Source organism: Methylobacillus arboreus, from assembly GCF_020532725.1.
GTDB classification, from domain to species: domain Bacteria; phylum Pseudomonadota; class Gammaproteobacteria; order Burkholderiales; family Methylophilaceae; genus Methylobacillus; species Methylobacillus arboreus.
The window spans coordinates 441,236-462,640 of sequence record NZ_JAJAVC010000011.1 but is presented as its reverse complement, the minus strand read 5'-3'; the positions used below and the strand labels follow the sequence as shown (position 1 = coordinate 462,640).

Genomic DNA, 21,405 nt, shown 5'->3' with positions numbered 1-21,405 from the left:
TGATACTTACTGCGCGAGCAAGGCATTCACCCGGCGCACGAAGGCGGCCGGGTCTTGCAGCTGTCCGCCCTCGGCCAACAAGGCCTGATCGAACAGCAAATGCGCCCAGTCGGAAAACTTGCCATCGTCCTGCACGCCAGCCAGGCGCTGCACAATCGCATGTTGCGGGTTGATTTCCAGCACAGGCTTGCTTTCCGGCGTTTTCTGGCCGGCTGCCTTGAGCAGGCGCTCCAGGTTGCCGGAAAGATCATGCGCCCCTGCCACCAGGCACGCAGGAGAATCGGTCAGGCGATGCGTGACGCGCACTTCCTTGACGCTTTCGCCCAAACTGCCCTGGATTTTTTCCACCAACGACTTGTATTCATCCTCGGTCTTTTTCTGCTGCTCCTTTTCGGCCTCGTCTTCCAGCTTGCCCAGATCCAGGTCGCCCTTGGCCACGGATTGCAGTTTCTTGCCGTCAAACTCGGTAAGGCTACCCAACAGCCACTCGTCCACGCGGTCGGAAAGCAGCAGCACTTCTATGCCCTTCTTGCGGAAGATTTCCAGGTGCGGACTATGCTGAGCGGCGGCAAAGCTATCGGCAGTAATATAGTAGATGGCTTCCTGGCCTTCCTTCATGCGGCCGATGTAATCCTTGAAGGAAACCACTTGCGCGTCGCTGTCGGCATGGGTGCTGGCAAAGCGCAGCAGACCGGCGATTTTTTCCTTGTTGGCAAAGTCTTCGCCTGGCCCCTCCTTGAGCACGCGGCCGAATTCGTTCCAGAACTTGGCATAGTCTTCCGGCTTGTTTTCCGCCAGGTCTTCAAGCAGACCCAGCACTTTCTTCACGGAACCTGCCTTGATCGCATCAATGTCCTTGGAATGCTGGAGAATTTCACGCGAGACGTTGAGTGGCAGGTCTGCGCTGTCGATCACGCCGCGCACGAAACGCAGGTATTGCGGCATCAGCTGTTCGGCGTCATCCATGATGAACACACGCTTCACATACAGTTTGATGCCATGCTGGCGCTCACGGTCGTAAAGGTCGAACGGCGCCTTGGCCGGAATATAAAGCAGGGAAATATATTCTTGCTTGCCTTCCACACGGTTGTGGCTCCAGACAAGCGGGTTCTCGAAATCGTGGGAAACGTGCTTATAGAATTCCTGGTATTCCTCTTCCGAGATTTCGCTCTTGCTGCGCGCCCAGAGCGCGGAAGCCTTGTTGACAGTTTCATCCTCGTCGGTCACTACCTGCTCGCCGTCCTTCCATTCGGACTTCTTCATGACGATGGGCAGGGTGATATGGTCGGAATACTTGCGGATAATGGACTTGAGCTTCCAGTCGTTGAGGAATTCGTCTTCGCCTTCGCGCAGGTGCAGCACGATATCGGTGCCCCGGCTGGCTTTTTCCACATTTTCCAGCGTGTAATCGCCCTCGCCCGCTGATTCCCAGCGCACCGCCTCGCTGCTGCCTGCGCGACGTGTCGTCAGCGTCACTTTATCCGCAATGATGAAGGCGGAATAAAAACCGACGCCGAACTGGCCGATCAGGTTGGCATCCTTGGCCTGGTCGCCGGTCAGGGACTGGAAGAATTCTCTGGTGCCGGACTTGGCGATGGTGCCGATGTTATTGATCACCTCTTCGCGGCTCATGCCGATGCCGTTATCGGCAATAGTCACGGTACGCGCGTCTTTGTCGAAGCTGACGCGTATCTTCAGCTCGCTGTCGCCTTCATAGAGGCCGTTGTTAGCCAACGCCTCGAAGCGCAGCTTGTCCGACGCATCGCTCGCATTGGAAATCAGTTCGCGCAGCACAATCTCCTTGTTGCTGTAGAGCGAGTGGATCATCAGTTGCAGCAATTGTTTGACTTCTGCCTGGAAGCCCAGCGTTTCTTTTTGCAGGGTCTCTGTGGACATAACTTAACTCCCGTTATTCATTGGAAAACAATGTTGCGGATATGGGGCTGCCTGGCTGGATTTCAAGCCCCTTCCATAGCTCCGGCTACCGAATTGATCAATTCAAATGTAAAATACAAATAAAAACATAAAGATAATATTTGTCATGCTGTCGCTTGAGGGGATACCCACCTGACACCTTGACAAGGGAGCATTCAAAAACGATGAAATACACCAGCAGCCTGTTGGCGCTGCTTGCTGCCTGCGGCACCAGCCAAGCAGATACCGCAATTCAGCCAGAGCACGACGAACAAGAAATCCACGAGCTTGAAGTCACCAGCGTTACCGCAAGAAGACGGCTGGAAAAAGAGCAGGATGTCCCCGCCGCAGTTTCCGTGGTCAAGGGAGAGCAACTTGAGGCAAGCAGGATTTATCAATTGCAGGACTTGCCGCAACTCATGCCCAGCCTCACAGCGCAATTTCTGCAACCGCGCCAGTCCAGTATTGCCATTCGCGGCATCGGCAACAACCCCGCCAATGAAGGGCTGGAAGGCAGTGCCGGTATTTATCTCGATAACGTATTCCTTGGCCGCCCCGGCCTGGCCGTGTTCGACCTGCTGGATATCGAGCAGGTCGACCTGCTGCGCGGTCCGCAGGGCACGCTGTTCGGCAAGAACACCACTGCCGGCGTGCTCAACATCACCACCCGCAAACCCGTTTTCAGGCCGGAATATTCGGTTGAAGCCAGTTACGGTTCACGCGACTATGAGCAATACAAGGTCATGCTCAACCAGCCAGTCAATGAGATGGCGGCTTTTCGCATCTCTGCCTATAAAACCCATGACGACGGTTGGGTCAAAAACACCTACGACGGCAAGAACCTCAATGAAATCAACCGCACCGGCGTACGCGGGCAGTTGCTGCTGAAACCCAGCGCGTCATTCAACCTGCGCCTGATTGCCGAACACAATGAGGAAGACTCCAGCGTTGGCGCCCTGGTGCCTTACAGCTATGGGCCATGGACACCCAATTCATTTATATTCGCAGGCATACATCCAATAACAGGCCAACCAGTTTTTGCCCCTGACAATTCCCGTAATCTGCCTGCTGGCACCCCAGGCTCCAATGCCACCGATGGTTTGAGCCATGCCAATAACCTGGGCGCAAGCAACCGCAATTACGACCCTAAGGACTATAAGGTCACAGTGGATGGCAAGCAAAGAACGCGCGCCAAGCAAGATGCACTCTCTGCCGAGGCCAACTGGGACTTGAACGGCTACATCCTCACCTCGATTACTGCCTGGCGCCAATGGGAATTCCAGCCGGACAACGACTTGGACCGCACGGACCTTTATGCGGTAAACGGCGGCGTCGATGTGAGGCACAAGCAATATTCGCAGGAAATCCGGTTTGCTTCGCCTTTGAGCGATGTGTTCGACTATGTGGCAGGCGCTTATTACTATTACCAGGATGTCTCCAACCATGAGCAATACGTAACCGGCCCGGATGCATTTGCCCTGACCACCATTTATCCCGACAATTCGGCATTTTCCGGGTCGGGCTACGCCAAGACCCACAGCTACGCACTTTTCGGCCAAGTTACCTGGCACCTGACAGAAAAATTCGACCTGACCGCAGGCCTGCGGGCCACGCTGGAGAAAAAAGAAGCGAGAGTGGTGCAAAACCAGATTACTCCGCTACCGCCGCTCCTCCACCCTTTACTCGACCATTACGATACCGGTGTGCAACGCCAGAAGGATGAAAGCCTTTCCAGCCTGCTGACTGCGAGCTATTGGCTGAATGATCATGTGCTTGGCTACGCCACCTACTCAGCCAGCGAGAAATCCGGCGGCTTCAATATCAATGGCGTAGCTTCTCCCGGCGCGGTGCTGGGCGCGGCTGCCTTGAACATAGACCCGGAAAAAGCCAGGAACCTGGAGCTTGGCATCAAGTCCAGTTGGCTGGACCAGCGCGTTATCGCCAATGCCAGCCTGTTCCTGACCAAGGTCAGTGATTACCAGGCAAGCACTGGGGCTTCCATCAACGGCACTTATACCGGCCTCCTGACCAATGCGGGCGACCTGACCAGCAAGGGTGTGGAATTCGACCTGCGCGCCCTGGTGAACAAGCACCTGAGCCTGGGCTTGAATGGCGCTTATACCGATGCCACTTTTGATCGCGGCACAGCGCCCACCCCTGCCGAAGAATTTGACGGCCCAGGCGGCACCGTCAACAGCGGTTACGGAAAAGGCACCCGCAGCATCGCTGGCAACCAGGTCAACGGCGCTTCTCGCTGGACCCTGAGCAGCAATGCAAACCTGCGCTGGAATGTGGCCGATAACCTGGAGCATTACGGTACAGTCCAGTACAGCTGGCGCTCTGAAAGCTATGGTGACGTCAACAATTCCGAATATTCAAAGATTGCCGGATACGGCATCCTCAATTTCAGCACCGGCCTGCGCGTAACCAACGGAAAACACCGCTGGGATTTGTCCTTATGGGCCAGGAACTTGCTGGATAAGCGCTATTTCCTTGGTGTCACCAATGCAGGCAGCAACCTCTATGTCGGTTCGGCTGGTCAGCCGCGCACGATTGGAGCCAGCCTGCGCTACGACTTTTAGAGCGGCTAACAACACTCTGCCTTTACCACTTACTGCCTGCGACAGAACGCCTAGCCAGGATCGCTTCGCTGAGAGTTGTTGGCCGCTCTTAGCCGTTCTGTCTACACGGCGACCTCTGGCAGGAAATAACCGTGAATGAAAAGATCAACCGCAGACCTGACCAATTCAACCCTTGCTTCAGGCCCCGGCAGAGTTGCCTCGTCACGCAGCAAATAATAATGGCCGGAAACACATAACTGCACAAACTGGATGGTGACAGCCCTGACATCGGAGAATCGCACCAATCCTTTCTGCTTGAGCTGCTCTAGATAACGTTCTATCGGTGTCCGCGTCTGGTTCATCACCTGGTCTACCAGCTTGGACAACCCTTCGACCCGGTCAACCTCTGCGACAATCATGCGGCTGAACTTCACATTGTCATGATTGAACCATTGCTCGGCCATGAAACAGCCTATGTCAAACAATGCTTGCCTGGGCGGCTTATTGGTGTTGGTAGCTGCAGTCAATGCGTCTATATACCTAGCGACATATTTGTTGATCACCGCCATGAACAAGGTGTTTTTATTGGAAAATTGGCGATAAATTGTCAGCTTCGAGACGCCCGCAGCTTTTGCAATGCCCTCGATACTGGCACCTTGCAGGCCTTTCTCCAGAAAAGACGCTGATGCCACGTCCAGGATATGCTGACCAAGCTGTTCCGAAGCTTGCTTGGTGGGTCTGCCAACAATCGCCTTGCTATTCATCCTGTTCCATTCAATTGAGTTTGCAATCGGCAAGGCCTGCATTATGCCACTCCTGTATAACACCCGCCTTTTCCTGTGCCGCGCTTTATTATTCAAAAATAGAATATCAATATTTTAAATAAGTATTTTTCATTCTAAAAAAGATAGGTTAGATTGCGCTGATTAAGTAAACGTTATCGTTCACTTAAATGCAACCCTTTTTTATGCATATTGCACTGTTGCCAAGATGTAGGCACATCGCAACAGGGCAGCACACAAGGACAGTATGGCAACCCAGAAAAGACAAATTAAACTAGGTGCATTCCTGCAAAGTGTGGGACACCACCTGGCCGCATGGCGTCATCCGGACGTGAACCCCGCCGACGCCACCAGCCTAACCCACCTGAAGAACCTGGCAAACATTGCGGAACGGGGGAAATTTGACGCCATCTTTTTTGCCGATGCGCTGGGATTGCCTCAGATAGACAAGCGATTGCTGGCCAAAGGTGCTGTTACCTATTTTTGGGAACCATTGACCGTATTGTCCGCCATCGCTGGCAGCACCGAGAAAATCGGCCTGATCAGCACGGTTTCCACTTCATACCTCCAGCCCTATCACCTGGCAAGGCTGTTTGCATCGCTGGACCATATCAGCGGCGGCCGTGCAGGATGGAACCTCGTAACATCAGGTACGGATTTCGAGGCCAACAACTTCAGCCTGAGCAGCCAGATTCCCCATGCTGAACGCTATCTGCGCGCGCGTGAATACGTGGATGTGGTAAAAGGCCTGTGGGATAGCTGGGATGACGATCCCTACCTGTTTGACAAGGCAGCGGGTAACTTCTTCGACCCGGACAAGCTACACTTTCTCAACCATAAAGGCGAGTATTTTTCCGTGTCCGGCCCCTTGCAATCGGCAAGGCCTATACAAGGGTATCCTGTCATCGTGCAGGCGGGCTCATCAGAGGACGGGCAAAACCTGGCAGCCGCCACTGCGGAAATCGTCTTTACCGCCCAGCAATCGCTTGAGGGCGCGCAAGCTTTCTACAAAGGCCTGAAAGACCGCCTGGCCCAGCATGACCGCTCGCCTGACAGCGTGAAAATCATGCCAGGCGTGATGCCGATCATCGGGGGGACAGAAGAGGAAGCGCAGGAAAAATATGAACAACTACAGGCCCTGATAGACCCGTCCGTGGGCATTGCGTTATTGTCAGCCTTCCTGGGCAATATAGACTTGAGCAAACATTCGATTGACGGCCCGGTTCCCGAATTTCCCAACACAGAGGGTTGGCAAAGCCGCCAGCAATTGCTGGTTGACCTGGCACGCCGGGATAACCTGACCATCCGTCAGCTTTACCAGAAAGTGGCTGGCGCGCGCGGGCACCGCATTATCACCGGCACCGCCAGCAGCATTGCTGACCAATTGGAAATCTGGTTCACCCAGGGTGCGGCGGATGGCTTCAACATCCTGCCGGCGACTTTCCCGCATGGCCTCACCGAGTTTGTTGACCAGGTGATCCCCGAGCTTCAGCGCCGTGGACTTTTCCGCACCGAATACACGGGTAGCACCTTGCGTGAACACCTTGAACTGCCACGCCCCCGGAGCCAATATAAATGAGCAACACTGCTTCTGCATCCAATGAAAACCAGGCCGGCATTCCAGCCGCAGATGACCGCTACCTCTTCGGCAAGCCAGGCACCCTGTGGGTGTTTTCTCTGCTATGCCTGTTGATGGTGTTCGACTTTGCCGATCGCCTGATCATCGCCGGGCTGCTGCCGTATATCAAGGCGGAATGGGGGTTGAGCGACGCCCAGTCGGGGTTGCTCAGCTCGCTGTTGACCTTGGGCATGGTGCTGTTCGCCTTCCCGGTATCGATTGCCATTGACCGCTGGAGCCGGATCAAGACTGCCAGCCTGATGGGCATATTCTGGGGCTTTGCATCCGCCAGCGGCGCATTTGCACAGAACTTTGGCCAGCTGGCCGCCAGCCGCGCCCTGGTGGGAGCCGGTGAGGCGGCTTATGCGCCGGCCTCCTATGCCTGGATCAGTGCCGCATTCCCGCGCCGCAGGCTGCAACTGGCCCTGGGCGTGTTCTCTGCGAGCCAGCCCATAGGCATGGCATTGGGGATTGCGCTGGGCGGCTTCATTGCCGCGCATTACGGCTGGCGCCATGCGCTGGGACTGCTGGCGATTCCGGGAATCCTGGTTGCCATTGCGCTTTACCGTTGCCGCGATTACCGCAATATCCAGCCTGAAGCGCAGGCATCAGGCGAGGAAAAACCTGTCAGCCACTGGCAGGTGATCCGCCACAACTGGTCAAAAATTGTCCGCACGCCATCGCTGCTGCTGGCTTACCTCAGCGGTGCCATGGCTACCTTGCAGTGGGTGCCGATCATCTTCTTCCTGCCGACCTATCTCAACCGTATCCATGGCATCCCCCTGCAGCAGGCCTCACTTATGACCAGCGGTCTCCTGCTGGTCGGCGTCGTGGCCATTCCGCTGGGCGGTTGGATCATGGATACTCTGACCCGCCGCCACCGCAATGCGAAGATTTACTTCTCCACCATTGCCTTTGCTTTATCAACACTTTTATATGGACTCGCATTCGGCCTGGTCCAGGATGCCCACACCCAGTATCTGCTTATCCTGACGGCAAGCTTCTCTGCCGCCGTCAGTGGCTCCGGCCCCTTGAGCATGACACAGGAACTGGCACATCCGTCAGGACGCGCGCTTTCAGGCACGACATCTGTTGTGACCCTGCATCTGCTCGGCTCGGTCCCAGGCCCATTCCTGGCCGGCTTGCTGTCGGATTATTACGGATTGGGGCAGGCCCTGTTCATCCTACCCGTCGTCAGCGGCACGCTAGCCGTCATCCTGCTGGCAACCGCATTGCGCCATTACCAGAATGACCTGGGCAAGGTAGGCAGCTACAGGCTGGAGGCTGGATAAGCATGGATAACAACCACAAACAACGATGTGTTCAATCCAGCCACCAGTTACAAGCAACACCAAATATCATTTAGGGGAAAACCAACCATGAAACTGAGCAAACCATTTGTCATCAGCAGTATCGCACTGGCGATACATGCGGCCTTCAATCCGGCCTATGCCGAGGAAAACGACCCTGGCACAACAGTCGGGCAGGAAGCAGAATCCGGTTACGAGAATCAACTCGGCAGCATCACCGTCACTGCCCGCAGGCGTACGGAAAAAGAGCAGGATGTGCCCGCCCCAATCAGCGTCGTCAAGGGCGAGCAGCTTGAAGCGGCCAAGATATACCAGGTGCAGGACCTGCAACAACTGCTGCCCAACTTCACCTCGCAATTCATCCACGCGCGCCAATCCAGCGTCGCCGTGCGCGGCATCGGCAACAACACTGCAAACGAAGGCCTGGAAGGCAGCGTCGGTATTTATCTTGATAACGTCTACCTCGGCCGTCCAGGCCAGGCAGTATTCGATCTTCTCGACATTGAGCAGATCGACCTGCTGCGCGGCCCGCAAGGCACATTATTCGGCAAGAATACGACGGCTGGGGTGCTGAACATCACCTCAAGGCAGCCCGTATTCAAGGAAGAGCGCACTATTGAAGTCTCAGGCGGTGAGCGCGGTTACCGCCAGCTCAAGGCCATGATCAACCAGCCATTGAGCGACACGGTCGCGGTACGTATTTCCGCCTACGATACCCATGACGACGGCTGGATCAAGAATACCTACAATGGCAAGGACTTGAACGAGATCAACCGCCAGGGTGTGCGCGGGCAGATATTGATCAAGCCCAGCGAAACTTTCAACTTACGCATAATTGCCGAGCACAATGAGGAAAATTCCAGTACCGGCACCTTGATTCCCTATAGTTTTGGACCTTGGCGTCCTAATGGTACAACGTACGCACAAAACGCTACAGGTCTGGGAGCGGTGAATATAGCCCGCAGCCCTTACGACTACAAAGTGGATTTTGATGCAAGGCAACGCTCAAAGGTTAATCAGGATGCACTTTCTGCTGAAGCAAACTGGGATATCAATGGCTATAAGCTGACTTCTATCACTGCTTGGCGAGACTGGAAATTCAGTCCTGAGAATGATCTTGACTTTTCCCGCCTCTCGGGACTGACTGGCGGTTTCAAAGTACAGGAAGAACAATACTCACAAGAAATCCGCCTCGCCTCGCCACTAGGAGAAGTCTATGACTATGTCGTAGGAGCTTATTATTACCATCAAGATATTGATAGTGACAACGGTTACAGGACAGGCCCCATTTCGCTCCCTTTAACTTTCGCCTATCCGGGCAACTCATCCTTGCAAGGCCAAGGTACTGCCAAGACAGACAGCTACGCCATTTTTGGCCAGGCCACCTGGCATACTACGGAGAAACTGGACCTAACAGCGGGTCTGCGTTATACGCTGGAGAAAAAAGAAGGTCGGGTCAATCAACAACTGATTTCACCTGCAGCTAACATCATTTACCATCCGCAATTATTCGGAGCTTATGATTCAGGCACTTTGAGGCGCAAGGACGAAAGCATCGCCGGCCTAATCACGGCAAGTTATCATTTCACAGAGGATGTCTTAGGATTTGCAACATATTCCACTGGTGAAAAATCCGGTGGATTTAACGTCAACAGCGTCGCTTCCCCTGGTTCGATACTAGGCAGCCAAGCTCTCAGCATTGAGCCGGAAAAAGCGCTAAATTTGGAGATCGGCCTTAAGACCAGTTGGCTCGACAATCGTATTCATGTTAATACCAACCTGTTCCTGACAAAGATTTCCGATTACCAAGCTGTCACCAATACTGAATCTGGTGGGGCCTATCTAGCACTCTTAACAAATGTCGGTGACCTGACTAGCAAAGGCGTGGAACTTGACATCAAGGCCCAAGCAACTAGCCATTTGGCCTTAACCTTCAATGCGGCTTATACCGATGCTACTTTTGACAGAGGTACCGCCCCGACACCATTTGAAGAGTTCGATGGTGTAGGTTATGGTCGCGGATTCCGTAGCATCTCTGGCAATCGCGTCAATGGTGCCCCACGCTGGACCGCCAACGCAGGAGTCTTCCATCAATGGAACATCAATGGCAGCGTAGAGCATTACACTTCCGCCAATTACGGCTGGCGCTCTGAAACCTATGCTGACGTCAACAATTCGACCTACTCCAGGATTCCCAGCTACGGCGTGTTCAACCTGACCACTGGCTTCAAAATTCCACATGGAAATAACCAGTGGGATATCTCAATCTGGGCCAAAAACCTGTTTGACAAGCACTACTTCCTTGGCTTGGTCAACTCAGGTTTCGGCATGTACGCCGGTTCCGCCGCACAACCTCGCACCATAGGCGCCAGCCTGCGCTACGACTTCTAAACCCGGCCTGGTCAGTTAAAGGGAAACAGCCACCTGGCTTGTATGGCAGGTGGCTGATTTTTTATGTAAATGAAGAACTTTCAAGCTACACTATGCCCATCTCACATAAAGGCCCTGTTCATAAAAGGGGATGACGATGGCCAAGATCACGATCAACAAGCTTGATGCAAGCATTTTTGAAGTAGCGGTTGAAGCAACATCTTTTACGTCGCATCGCGTCACAGTAGCCCCGGAATATGTAGACAAGCTGAGCCAAGGGCGTTTTGATAGCGAAGAGTTGGTCAGGCGCTCTTTCGAGTTCCTGCTGGAACGCGAACCCAACACCAGCATCCTGCGCAGTTTCGACCTTTCGGTAATTTCGCGCTATTTTCCTGAATACGAACGCAAAATCTCAAGCTAACGCGAACGACTTGCCAGCACCTTGAGCACAACAGCCGCGGCAGCCATACCACAGGGCGCCGTCACGGCAACCGAGGATCCATAGCCGGCACAGTTCAATCCTGTCACCCCGCCAGCATCGGCAACACAGCTGGCATCCGGCTGCTGAACCGGCTCATCGGAATAGATGCAGCTAATGCCAAATTTCTGTACTTTCTTCTTGCCATCCGTACCTTTAGGAAAGCCGTGATCCCGGCGTAACTGGTTGCGCACTTTTGCCAGTAACCTGTCGCCATGGACCTCGGCCAGGTCCGCCACCCTGATGCGTATCGGGTCGACCCGTCCTCCCGCTCCACCGGCCATCACCAGTGGAATATCATGTTGACGGCACCAGGCTGCCAAGGCCACTTTAGCCCGGGCGTCATCTATCGCATCCAGAACCGCGTCAACTTTCGGGTCCAGCATTGCATCCAAATTATTGGGCGTTATGAAGTCCTCGATTTCCCGAGTTTGTGCCAAGGGATTGATGGCATGTATGCGCTCAGCCATGGCGGCCACCTTGGCCTGGCCAAACGCCCCTTCGACTGCATGCAACTGGCGATTGACATTGGATTCGGCAATATTGTCGAGGTCGATCAGGGTGAATTTTCCGATTGCACTGCGTGCCAATGCTTCCACCGCCCAGGAACCCACGCCGCCCATGCCGATGACGCAAACATGGGCTTGCCGGAAGCGCTGCAATGCCGATTCCCCATAGAGCCTGCGCACGCCGCCAAAGCGACGCTCCCAATCGAAATCAAGCGGGCCGGTCATCGCGAATCCTCACATCCGGCAGCGCGAATCTGGCGCTGGTACTGGTCCAGGCTATGGATATCACAGCGGTTTTTTTCGACAGCATCGGCAATGCCGGCAAGTTGATCGAGATATTTCTGCATAGTGTCGCAATACAGAGCACTGGCATCCACGTCGGCCTGCACCCGTTTTTCCAGCGATTGGAGATCGTTCAATATGCCCTTGCAGGCATCATCCTGGAACGGGTTGCGCGCAGGCTTGGCAGGCGGGCTGCAAATCGCCCGGGCAAGCTGCTGGACGGTTGCAGATTTATTCACGGGTGCAGCTGGCTGTGGCTTGTCAAACAAGGCTTCGGTCTTGCCGTCCCGCATTTTTTGCGCCTGCAGCAATTTGAAGGTGTTCAGGCTGCAATCCAGGCGCAGCGTGCTCAAGGTCTGTTCATTTTTATTAAACGGCTTGACCCGTGTATTCACGGTAAATTCATGTGCGGTATGTTGCTGCAAGGAGGCGCGGTCAAATGCAACCTCGCCGGTATTGCTGTTGCTCACGATTTCCCATTGCGTCGATCTTGCTGCCGGTGCAGCCGCAACGCAATATTTCTGCTGTAGCTGGTCCGGCAGTGACCCTGCACTGATCGGCCCTTGCGCGCGCGGAGCATCGAACTTGACTACCTGCTTGCCGTCCTTGAGTTGATAGCCGCTAAGGTAGCTGAACCGCTGTGCCCGGCAATCCACCTGCATGGTAGTAACCCAGATGGCGCTGTCGGGCTGCTCCACTTTGGTATGCATAGTGAACTTTTTCCCGGCAGTATCACGCACCATAGTGCCTGGATCAACATAATGCCTGCCGACATTGCTTTCTCCCATCAGGTCCCATTGCTCGGCATGGGCAGCCACTCCCGCCAGCAACAGAAATCCGAACCATACACTACGCATCACTCAGGCTTTTTCCAATACGACAAAGGCAGCGGCAAGGGCTTTTTCATCACTGATGGAAAGATGCAGGCTACCCACCCCCTTTTCCGCCAGCCATTGCTGCAAGGCGGGGGCGAGCTGGAATTCCGGCTTGCCCAGCGCATCGTGCCCGATGCCGATATTCTCAAAACTGGCAGCACCGCGAATACCCGTGCCCAGGGCTTTGGCAAAGGCTTCCTTTGCCGCAAAGCGTTTGGCGAGGAACCTGGCCTTTACCCGGCTGGACGCATATTCGTGCCACTCGTCGGCATTGAGAATGCGCTTGGCAAACGCATCGCCAAAGCGGCTGAGCGATTCCTCTATGCGCACAACCTCGACAATATCCGTGCCTATCCCGTAAATCATGCCTGCATGCTTAATTTGATTTTTGCACGATCAGGGCCTTCATCTCCCGCACCGCGTATTCCCAGCCCACAAACAGGGCATGCGCGACAATGGCATGGCCGATATTGAGTTCTTCAATCCCCGGAATGCCGACGATCTCATGCACATTGTGAATATTGAGGCCATGACCGGCATTCACTGTCAGGCCCAGCGCCAAACCGTGATCCACCGCCATGCGGATGCGTTGTAATTCAGTGTTCTTCTCCGCTTCTGTCTTCGCGTCGGCAAACGCGCCGGTATGGATCTCTATGACAGGGGCGCCTGCAGCCTTGGCAGCTTCAACCTGCACCAGGTCTGGCCCGATGAACAGGGAAACGCGGATACCCGCATTGTCCAGTGTCGTACAGGCAGACTTGATAGTGCCGAGATTGCCAGACACATCCAACCCACCTTCGGTGGTGCGTTCCTCACGGCGCTCCGGCACCAGACAGACATCCTGCGGCATGACCTTGAGCGCAATGTCCACCATTTCATCGGTCACTGCCATTTCCAGGTTCATCTTGGTTTGCAGCAAGGGACGCAGCGCGAACACGTCGGCATCCTGGATATGGCGCCTGTCCTCGCGCAAATGGATAGTGATGCTGTCCGCGCCGGCTTCCTCGGCGCGCAAGGCTGCCTGCACCACACTTGGGTATTGGGTGCCACGCGCCTGACGCAGGGTGGCTACATGATCAATATTGACGCCTAGTTTCATAATGCCTGCAAATCCATGAGTAATTGTCGCGTATGTAGAGGTTTCTCGCCCAGGTAATGCGCCAGCAAGGCGCGCATCAACTGCTTGCTTTGCTGCTGGGTCTGCGTGTCGGTGTAATCATCCTGCGCCATGTCCAGCAGGGCCTTACCGGACAATTGTACGCCATTTGCCTGTGCCGCATGCTGGCTGCTACGCAATGCGCCCTGCTCGGCCACATAGACATATTGATGCCCAGACTGGATAGCCTCACCGCTGGCATCATGCTCGAGCGGCACGGCATAGCCCAGTTCCTGCAGCATCTTGAGCTCGAAGCGGCGCAAGGTTGTCGCGGGCAGCACTTGGTCCTGCGCCAGGATGCGCAAGGTCTGGCTGTAGTAATCGAACAAGGCATCGTGCCCGTCCTCTCGCAGCAACAGGCGCAGCAGCAATTCGTTAAGGTAAAAACCGCACATCAATGCCTCACCGCGCAGCAGCAACAAGCCGGCACCCCACTCCATGCCGTGCAGATTCTTGAGCTCGGCCTTGCCGGACCAGGTTGCCTGCAAGGGCTGGAATGCCTGCAACATGCCGCGCATCGCCGAGCGTGGGCGCCTGGCGCCCCTGGCAACCGCCGCCACACGGCCAAACTCGCGGCTGAATAATTCCACAACCAGGCTGGTTTCCTTGAACGGATAGGTATGCAGCACGTAAACCGGCTGATTGTCTTGGCGATGAAGATTGCTGGCGGCCATTCTAGCTATTTCAGATAATCGGATGAGAAGCAGGATGCATTTTATCTCAGGGCCGAAAAGACAAGAGAAACCTTTTGCAGCATTACGCTGTCAGGCCTAGTTGATGTATTAAACGTTCAGGCATTTCACTCATGAAGATCAAGCACACTTTTTTAGCTGCCAGCAGCACCTTGCTGCTCCCCTTTTCAGCACAGGCTTCCTGTAATACGGACTATACCTGGGTTGACAAGTCATGTGAGCGTATCACTGACATCTGGGAGACGGGCAGCCAGGATTTATACCTGCCATTGTGGACCCACCATCTCCGGTTTGCCTACGACGACGATAAAATCGATTCGTTCCGCGAATTCACCTGGGGCCTGGGCTATGGGCGCAGCCGATACAATGCGGCTGGCAATTGGGAAGGCCTCTACCTGATGGCGTTCTCCGATTCGCACAGCAAGGTGCAACCCATGTTGGGCTACGGCCATCAATGGATGTTTGGCCCCGTATCAGGCCTGCATGCCGGCGTTGGCTATACGGCCTTTATCACCTCGCGCGCAGATATCTACAGGAATTTTCCCATTCCCGGCGTATTGCCGATTGCATCCGTCAACTACCAGCAATACTCGCTCAACACTAGCTATGTCCCGGGCGGCAGGGGAAACGGCAACATCCTGTTCTTCTGGTCCAGGGCCAGTTTCTAGCCGTCAGTAGCCTAGCGACTTAAGGGCGCGCTCGTCATCGGCCCAGCCGCCTTTGACCTTGACCCAGGTTTCCAGCCATACCTTGCCGCCAAACAGTTTTTCCATATCCTGGCGCGCCTCCGTGGAGATGCGTTTGAGCTTTTCGCCGCCCTTGCCGATCAGCATGGGCTTCTGGCTATCCTTGTCGACGATGATCGCGGCATGGATACGCCGCAGGTTGCCCTCCTGCTCAAACTTCTCGATCTCCACCGCCACGGAATAAGGCACCTCGTCACCGAGCAGGCGGAAAATCTTCTCGCGCAGCATTTCGGCCGCCAGGAATCGCTCATTGCGGTCGGTCAGTTCATCCTCGCCATAAATCGCTGCCTGTTCTGGCAGGTGCTCACGGACGGCGGCGAGTAGCTCGTCGAGATAAAGATTCTTCTTGGCGCTTACCGGAATGATGCCGGTAAATGGAAACTCCAGATCAAAATCCTGAATCAACGGCAAAAGATTGCCCTTGTCCCCCATCAGGTCGGCCTTGTTGACCACCAGGAATACCGGCTGGTTCTTCGGCAGCAATTCCAGCACTTTGCGGTCTGCATCTCCCAAGTGCATGGGCTCTATGACAAACAGCACCACATCCACTTCGCTCAACACCTGCGTCACGGTACGGTTCAGGTTGCGGTTGAGGGCATTGATATGCTTTTGCTGGAAACCTGGCGTATCCACAAACAGGAACTGCGTATCTTCAGTAGTGTGTATGCCCAGCAGGCGATGGCGCGTGGTTTGCGCCTTGCGCGAAGTAATGCTGAGCTTGAGGCCGAGAATATGGTTGAGCAAGGTAGACTTGCCCACATTGGGACGGCCGACAATGGCGACCGTGCCACAACGAAAAGCGCTAGATGATGTCATTTCTTTCCTTTTTCGAGCAATTGCTCGTATGCCGCCTGGGCAGCCTGTTGCTCCGCCGCACGGCGGCTGGAGCCCTTGCCCTCAGTGGTAATCTGGAGTTTGGCAATATGGCAGCCGACACGGAACGTCTGGCAATGCGCCTCGCCTTCCGTCGCCAGTACATTGTACTCGGGCAAGTCGATTTTGCGCCCTTGCAGAAATTCCTGCAGCAACGACTTGGCATCCTTGCCGATAGCCTTGGGGTCGATACCTTCCAGCCGTGGCAGGAACAAACGCTTGACCAGCGCTTCGGCTGCCGGATAGCCGCCATCGAGAAAGACTGCGCCAATAATGGCTTCTACCGCGTCCGCCAGCACCGAAGGACGGCGCCAGCCACCGCTTTTGAGTTCACCCTCGCCCAGCTTGAGAAACTCCCCCATCTCCAGGCTCACGGCAATTTCGCTCAATGTTTGCTCCTTGACCAACTGCGCACGCAAACGGCTAAGATCGCCTTCGGGCAACTTGGGAAATCGCTGATACAACTGATGGGCGATCAGGAAGTTCAACACCCCGTCGCCAAGAAACTCAAGACGCTCATTATTATTGCCGGAATGGCTGCGGTGGGTTAAGGCACGCGTGAGCAGGGTTTTATCCTTGAACTCATATGCAAGCTGCCGCACCAGGCTGCTCTGGCTCATGGCAGCGCCCTAGCGACAGCAATGGGAAGCAGCGACAGGCAGGCTTCGCAAACATTCGCGCAGCCCATGCAACAACGGCGATCAACGTGCATTGTCAGTCGAGGCTTCAAAATCCAGCAAGACACTGATATTGGAAAAGAGCGGCACCACCACCTGATAATCCACAGAAAGAACGGTCTTGCCGTTCTCATCGCGCAAGAATGCCAGATCCTTGGTCTCTACGTTGCGAATGTCATCAATAGTAGCGCTTTTCTGAAAGGCGGTAATCATGTCCGCTTTGCTCATGCTGGGAAACGCCGGATCGTGGGCAATGCGCGCAATCGCTTTCTTGACCGCGAAATACTCGATATAAGAAGGCGTAAGCTTCATCGCCAGCACTGCAAAAAACACGCCGACGGCGATCAGGATCACCAGGCCCAGGAATGTCATGCCTTGCTGTTTTTTCATGCTGGCTCCTTACTTGATCTTGTTGCCGATTCTGCCAAAGTCATCGAAATTCCACCAGATGAAAAACGCCTTGCCCACCAGGTTATCTTCGGGAACAAAGCCCCAAACGCGGCTATCTTTACTGTTGTCGCGATTGTCGCCCATGGCAAAGTAATGGCCCTCCGGCACTTCCACTTCGCCGTCAAATGCCATGCCGTTTTCCTCGATCAGGATATCGTGCTTAGTCTCGCCCAACTGCTCCTGATAACGCTTGGTGACAATCATGTTGAGGCCGGAACCCACATACTTGTAATCATCGACGTAATCAGTCTGTACTGCCTGGCCATTCACATAAAGGCGCTTGTTTCTGTAGGCAATACGGTCGCCCGGTACACCGATGACGCGCTTGATGTAATCGATGGAAGGATCAGGGGGGTAATGGAAAACAAATACATCGCCACGCTCTGGCTTATTGATTTCAACGAACGTCTTGTTAAGAATAGGTACACGCAAGCCGTAAGTAAACTTGTTCACCAGGATAAAGTCACCGGCAAGCAAAGTCGGCATCATGGAGCCAGAGGGAATCTTGAAGGGTTCGACAATAAACGAGCGGATCAGGAACACCGCCAGGATCACAGGGAAGAAACTCTTGGAATACTCCACCAGCACTGGGTCGGCAGCATCGGCAGCACGCTTCTTGCGCCAGAACAGGCTATCCAGCAGCCAGATCAAACCCGTAATTGCCAGCACCGCCAGCATGAACAATGCAAACATCATTTGTCTTCAACCCTCAAAATGGCCAGGAATGCTTCCTGCGGAATTTCAACGTTACCCACCTGCTTCATGCGCTTCTTGCCTTCTTTCTGCTTTTCCAGCAGCTTCTTCTTACGCGTTATATCGCCGCCATAGCACTTGGCCAGCACGTTCTTGCGCATGGCTTTCACGGTTTCGCGGGCAATAATATTGGCACCTATCGAAGCCTGGACGGCAATATCGAACATCTGGCGCGGAATCAACTCGCGCATCTTGGATACCAGCTCACGACCGCGATAAATACTGTTTGCACGATGCACTATCAGTGACAACGCATCGACACGTTCACCGTTGACCATGATGTCCAGCTTGACCAGGTCTGCCGCACGGAACTCAAGAAACTCATAATCCATGGAGGCATAGCCGCGCGACACTGATTTCAGACGATCAAAGAAGTCTAACACTACCTCGTTCAAAGGCATTTCATAGGTCAGCATCACCTGACGGCCCATGTACTGCATATTGCGCTGCACGCCGCGCTTGTTGTTGCACAAGGTCATGACCGGGCCGACATAGTCCTGCGGCATCAGCAGGTTGATGGTGATCATGGGCTCGCGGATTTCCGCCACACGGGAAGGCTCCGGCAAGCGCGATGGATTCTCGATCTGCACCACTTCGCCGGTCTTGAGCAAGAGCTCATAGACCACGGTCGGCGCTGTCGTAATCAGGTCCATGTCATATTCGCGCTCCAGGCGCTCCTGCACGATTTCCATGTGCAAAAGGCCAAGAAAGCCGCAACGGAAGCCAAAGCCGAGCGCAGTGGAATTTTCCGGCTCGAATTGCAGGGAGGCATCGTTGAGGCGCAGCTTTTCCAGTGCCTCGCGCAATGCCTCGAACTGGTTGGACTCAACAGGGTACAACCCGGCAAACACCTGCGGCTTGACTTCCTTGAAGCCAGGCAAAGGCTCGCTCGCAGGCTTGTCGGCAAGCGTAATGGTATCGCCCACCTTGGCGCTGGTCAGTTCCTTGATGCCGGCGATGATGAAACCCACCTCGCCTGCAGACAGCGAGGGACGAGGACGGGACTTGGGCGTGAACACCCCAACCTGCTCGCACAGGTAGGTAGTCTTGGTTGCCATCATGCGAATCTTGTCCTTGGGCTTGAGCACGCCATCCACCACGCGCACCAGCATGATGACGCCAACATAGTTGTCGAACCAGGAGTCGATGATCAATGCCTTGAGCGGCTTTTCAGGATCGCCCACGGGCGCCGGAATCTTGGCAATCATGGATTCCAGCACGTCCTGCACGCCCACACCGGTCTTGGCGGAACAGCGCACAGCCTCAGAAGCATCAACACCGATAACATCCTCGATTTCCTGCATCACGCGCTCGGGATCGGCAGAGGGAAGATCGATCTTGTTTAGGACTGGCACTACTTCAACCCCTTGATCGATTGCGGTATAGCAATTCGCCACGCTTTGCGCCTCCACCCCCTGCGAGGCGTCCACGACCAGCAACGCTCCTTCACAGGCTGCGAGAGAACGGCTGACCTCGTAGGAGAAGTCCACATGCCCCGGCGTATCGATCAGGTTGAGGCTGTAAATCTGGCCATCGACTGCCTTGTATTGCAGCGCCGCGGTCTGCGCCTTGATGGTAATGCCGCGCTCACGTTCAATATCCATGGAATCCAGCACCTGGGCTTCCATTTCACGGTCGGACAGGCCGCCGCACAACTGGATGATGCGGTCGGCAAGTGTGGACTTGCCGTGGTCGATGTGAGCGATGATAGAAAAATTGCGGATGTTTTTCATGTAGTTATTCTGGATTAAGCCAAGTAAAGAAGGGCGCCGAAGCGCCCTTTTACAACATACTAGTTAGTAGCGGATTTTACCGCAAATACCCGCGATTAGCATGTTTTACTTACCAATCTTGACCGGCACATACAAGGTGTTATCGCCACGCTGCACCAGCAACGCCACTGTTTTACCAGCAGGCACCGCATTCACCTGCTTGGCAAACTGCTCCAGGCTTTGCACCTCGGTATTATTCAACGCCAGGACCAAATCACCACGGCGGATACCTGCCTGTGCCGCCGCACCTTGCGCATCCACCACGATCAAGGCATTGCGGCCATTCAGGTTGCGGCGCTGTTGCGGTGTCAATTCGCGCAAGGTCAACCCGAGCCGGTTGGCTTCCGGTTTGGCATTAGGCTGCGATGTTGCCACGACTTCATCCTTGTCAGCTGGCATTTCACCCAGGGCAATGTTCAGTGTTTTGCTTGCGCCTTTGCGCAACACTTCCACAGGCACCTGCTTGCCAGGCTTGGTAGCGCCTACAATCCGCGGCAGGTCCGCGGACGTCACTACAGGCTTGCCGTCGAACTTGACCACGACATCGCCCGCTTCCAGCCCGCCTTTTTCAGCAGGACTGCCCTTTTCCACCCCTGCCACCAATGCACCGCTGGTATTCTTCATGCCGAACGACTCAGCCAGATCCTTGGTGATTTCCTGGATACCGATACCGAGCCAGCCCCGCGCCACGCGACCGGTAGCCTTGAGCTGGTTGGACACGTCAATGGCGACATCGATAGGAATGGCGAAAGAAAGGCCCATGTAACCGCCGGTACGGCTGTATATCTGGGAATTCACGCCGACAACCTCGCCCTTGAGATTGAACAGCGGCCCGCCCGAGTTACCTGGGTTGATCGCCACATCGGTCTGGATAAATGGCACAAAATTCTCTTGCGGCAACGCGCGGCCCTTTGCGCTGACCACCCCGGCAGTGAGGGTACTTTCCAGCCCGAAAGGCGAACCGATCGCCACCACCCACTCACCTACCTTGAGCTGTTCAGGATTGCCGATGTTGACCTTAGGCAAACCTGTTGCATCAATCTTGAGCAAGGCCACATCGGTGCGCCGATCAGCACCAACAATCTTGGCCTTGAATTCGCGCTTGTCGTTGAGTTTAACAATCACCTCATCTGCCTCACGTACCACATGGGCATTGGTCAGGATATAACCATCATTGCTGATGATGAAGCCCGAACCCAGCGACTGGGACTTGAACTCAGGCTGTTGCGGTTCACCCTGGCCACGAGGAACTCCCGGGAATCCAGGAATGCCAAAGCGGCGGAAAAACTCATTCAACGCCTCATCGTCAGGCCCACCCTGAAAAGGAGAACCTCCAGGGCCAGCCTGCACCACCTGCGTCACACTGATATTCACAACCGCAGCGCCCTGCTTTTCAGCCAGTTCCGTAAAATCCGGCAGCTCCTTGGCCAAAGCCGGTGTTGCCGCAGACAGCCCAACAGATAAACAAATTGCTGAAACGGCAATTAGCCTCTTAAACATTGATTCACCTCGTTAACACGTCACACTCATACGCTACTAAGCAATCAGCAGCACACTCTCACACCATCTATCACAATGCTTCCGCCA

At 54.9% G+C, this 21,405-nt stretch carries 19 protein-coding genes; 6 read left to right on the top strand and 13 right to left on the bottom strand.

Annotated features, from left to right (window positions below; translation table 11 throughout):
* Positions 1-6: 6 nt before the first annotated feature.
* On the bottom strand, positions 7-1,896 hold the full coding sequence (gene htpG, locus LG198_RS13180) for a molecular chaperone HtpG (protein ID WP_230343641.1): 1,890 nt from the start codon (positions 1,894-1,896) through the stop codon (positions 7-9).
* A 203-nt stretch (positions 1,897-2,099) separates the two neighbouring features.
* Here htpG and LG198_RS13175 point away from each other — a divergent pair, with 203 nt between their 5' ends.
* Complete coding sequence (locus tag LG198_RS13175) at positions 2,100-4,496, top strand: TonB-dependent receptor (RefSeq protein ID WP_230343640.1); 2,397 nt, start codon at positions 2,100-2,102, stop codon at positions 4,494-4,496.
* Between the two features lie 101 nt (positions 4,497-4,597).
* On the opposite strand, the gene LG198_RS13170 is transcribed toward LG198_RS13175, so the two are convergent.
* Positions 4,598-5,239, bottom strand: a complete 642-nt coding sequence (locus LG198_RS13170; protein WP_230343639.1) for a TetR/AcrR family transcriptional regulator — start codon at positions 5,237-5,239, stop codon at positions 4,598-4,600.
* Between the two features lie 265 nt (positions 5,240-5,504).
* On the opposite strand from LG198_RS13170, the gene LG198_RS13165 reads away from it, so the two are divergent.
* The 4 genes from LG198_RS13165 to LG198_RS13150 all read left to right on the top strand — a co-directional run bounded on the left by LG198_RS13165 (position 5,505) and on the right by LG198_RS13150 (position 10,976).
* Positions 5,505-6,836 carry an LLM class flavin-dependent oxidoreductase gene (locus LG198_RS13165; RefSeq protein ID WP_230343638.1) on the top strand — a complete coding sequence of 444 codons (1,332 nt, stop codon included), beginning with the start codon at positions 5,505-5,507 and terminating at the stop codon, positions 6,834-6,836.
* Complete coding sequence (locus LG198_RS13160) at positions 6,833-8,167, top strand: MFS transporter (RefSeq protein ID WP_230343637.1); 1,335 nt, start codon at positions 6,833-6,835, stop codon at positions 8,165-8,167. Before LG198_RS13165 ends, LG198_RS13160 begins: the two co-directional genes overlap by 4 nt.
* 87 nt (positions 8,168-8,254) lie before the next feature.
* Entirely contained in the window at positions 8,255-10,576 is a 2,322-nt protein-coding gene (locus LG198_RS13155) for a TonB-dependent receptor (protein WP_230343636.1), read from the top strand.
* 136 nt (positions 10,577-10,712) lie between these two features.
* A complete protein-coding gene (locus tag LG198_RS13150) occupies positions 10,713-10,976 on the top strand; it encodes a hypothetical protein (protein WP_230343635.1) in 264 nt (87 codons plus the stop codon).
* Here LG198_RS13150 and LG198_RS13145 read toward each other — a convergent pair.
* From LG198_RS13145 to recO, 5 genes are read right to left on the bottom strand one after another with little or no spacing between them, the layout of a single operon-like run.
* The gene (locus LG198_RS13145) at positions 10,973-11,767 is read right to left on the bottom strand and encodes a tRNA threonylcarbamoyladenosine dehydratase (RefSeq protein ID WP_230343634.1); all 795 of its coding nucleotides are present in this window, start codon (positions 11,765-11,767) and stop codon (positions 10,973-10,975) included. The two genes, LG198_RS13150 and LG198_RS13145, sit on opposite strands and share 4 nt — an antisense overlap.
* Positions 11,764-12,681, bottom strand: coding sequence for a surface-adhesin E family protein (locus tag LG198_RS13140; protein WP_230343821.1), 918 nt, complete (start codon positions 12,679-12,681; stop codon positions 11,764-11,766). Before LG198_RS13140 ends, LG198_RS13145 begins: the two co-directional genes overlap by 4 nt.
* A gap of 3 nt (positions 12,682-12,684) precedes the next feature.
* On the bottom strand, positions 12,685-13,065 hold the full coding sequence (gene acpS / locus LG198_RS13135) for a holo-ACP synthase (RefSeq protein WP_230343633.1): 381 nt from the start codon (positions 13,063-13,065) through the stop codon (positions 12,685-12,687).
* Between the two features lie 10 nt (positions 13,066-13,075).
* A complete protein-coding gene (gene pdxJ, locus LG198_RS13130) occupies positions 13,076-13,801 on the bottom strand; it encodes a pyridoxine 5'-phosphate synthase (protein ID WP_230343820.1) in 726 nt (241 codons plus the stop codon).
* Complete coding sequence (gene recO / locus LG198_RS13125; RefSeq protein ID WP_230343632.1) at positions 13,795-14,529, bottom strand: DNA repair protein RecO; 735 nt, start codon at positions 14,527-14,529, stop codon at positions 13,795-13,797. The genes pdxJ and recO overlap by 7 nt, the downstream gene beginning before the upstream one ends.
* A gap of 131 nt (positions 14,530-14,660) precedes the next feature.
* Between recO and pagP the strand changes: the two genes are divergently transcribed.
* Positions 14,661-15,215: a lipid IV(A) palmitoyltransferase PagP gene (gene pagP / locus LG198_RS13120; RefSeq protein ID WP_230343631.1), complete on the top strand. Its 555-nt coding sequence runs from the start codon at positions 14,661-14,663 to the stop codon at positions 15,213-15,215.
* Between the two features lie 3 nt (positions 15,216-15,218).
* Here pagP and era read toward each other — a convergent pair whose 3' ends face one another.
* The 6 genes from era to LG198_RS13090 all read right to left on the bottom strand — a co-directional run bounded on the left by era (position 15,219) and on the right by LG198_RS13090 (position 21,318).
* Positions 15,219-16,109, bottom strand: a complete 891-nt coding sequence (gene era, locus LG198_RS13115) for a GTPase Era (RefSeq protein ID WP_230343630.1) — start codon at positions 16,107-16,109, stop codon at positions 15,219-15,221.
* Complete coding sequence (gene rnc / locus LG198_RS13110) at positions 16,106-16,786, bottom strand: ribonuclease III (RefSeq protein WP_230343629.1); 681 nt, start codon at positions 16,784-16,786, stop codon at positions 16,106-16,108. Before rnc ends, era begins: the two co-directional genes overlap by 4 nt.
* Before the next feature lie 81 nt (positions 16,787-16,867).
* A complete protein-coding gene (locus LG198_RS13105) occupies positions 16,868-17,233 on the bottom strand; it encodes a DUF4845 domain-containing protein (RefSeq protein ID WP_230343628.1) in 366 nt (121 codons plus the stop codon).
* A 9-nt stretch (positions 17,234-17,242) separates the two neighbouring features.
* Positions 17,243-17,989, bottom strand: coding sequence for a signal peptidase I (lepB, locus tag LG198_RS13100; protein WP_230343627.1), 747 nt, complete (start codon positions 17,987-17,989; stop codon positions 17,243-17,245).
* The gene (gene lepA, locus LG198_RS13095; RefSeq protein ID WP_230343626.1) at positions 17,986-19,779 is read right to left on the bottom strand and encodes a translation elongation factor 4; all 1,794 of its coding nucleotides are present in this window, start codon (positions 19,777-19,779) and stop codon (positions 17,986-17,988) included. The genes lepB and lepA overlap by 4 nt, the downstream gene beginning before the upstream one ends.
* Before the next feature lie 105 nt (positions 19,780-19,884).
* Entirely contained in the window at positions 19,885-21,318 is a 1,434-nt protein-coding gene (locus LG198_RS13090; protein WP_230343625.1) for a DegQ family serine endoprotease, read from the bottom strand.
* Positions 21,319-21,405 lie beyond the last annotated feature (87 nt).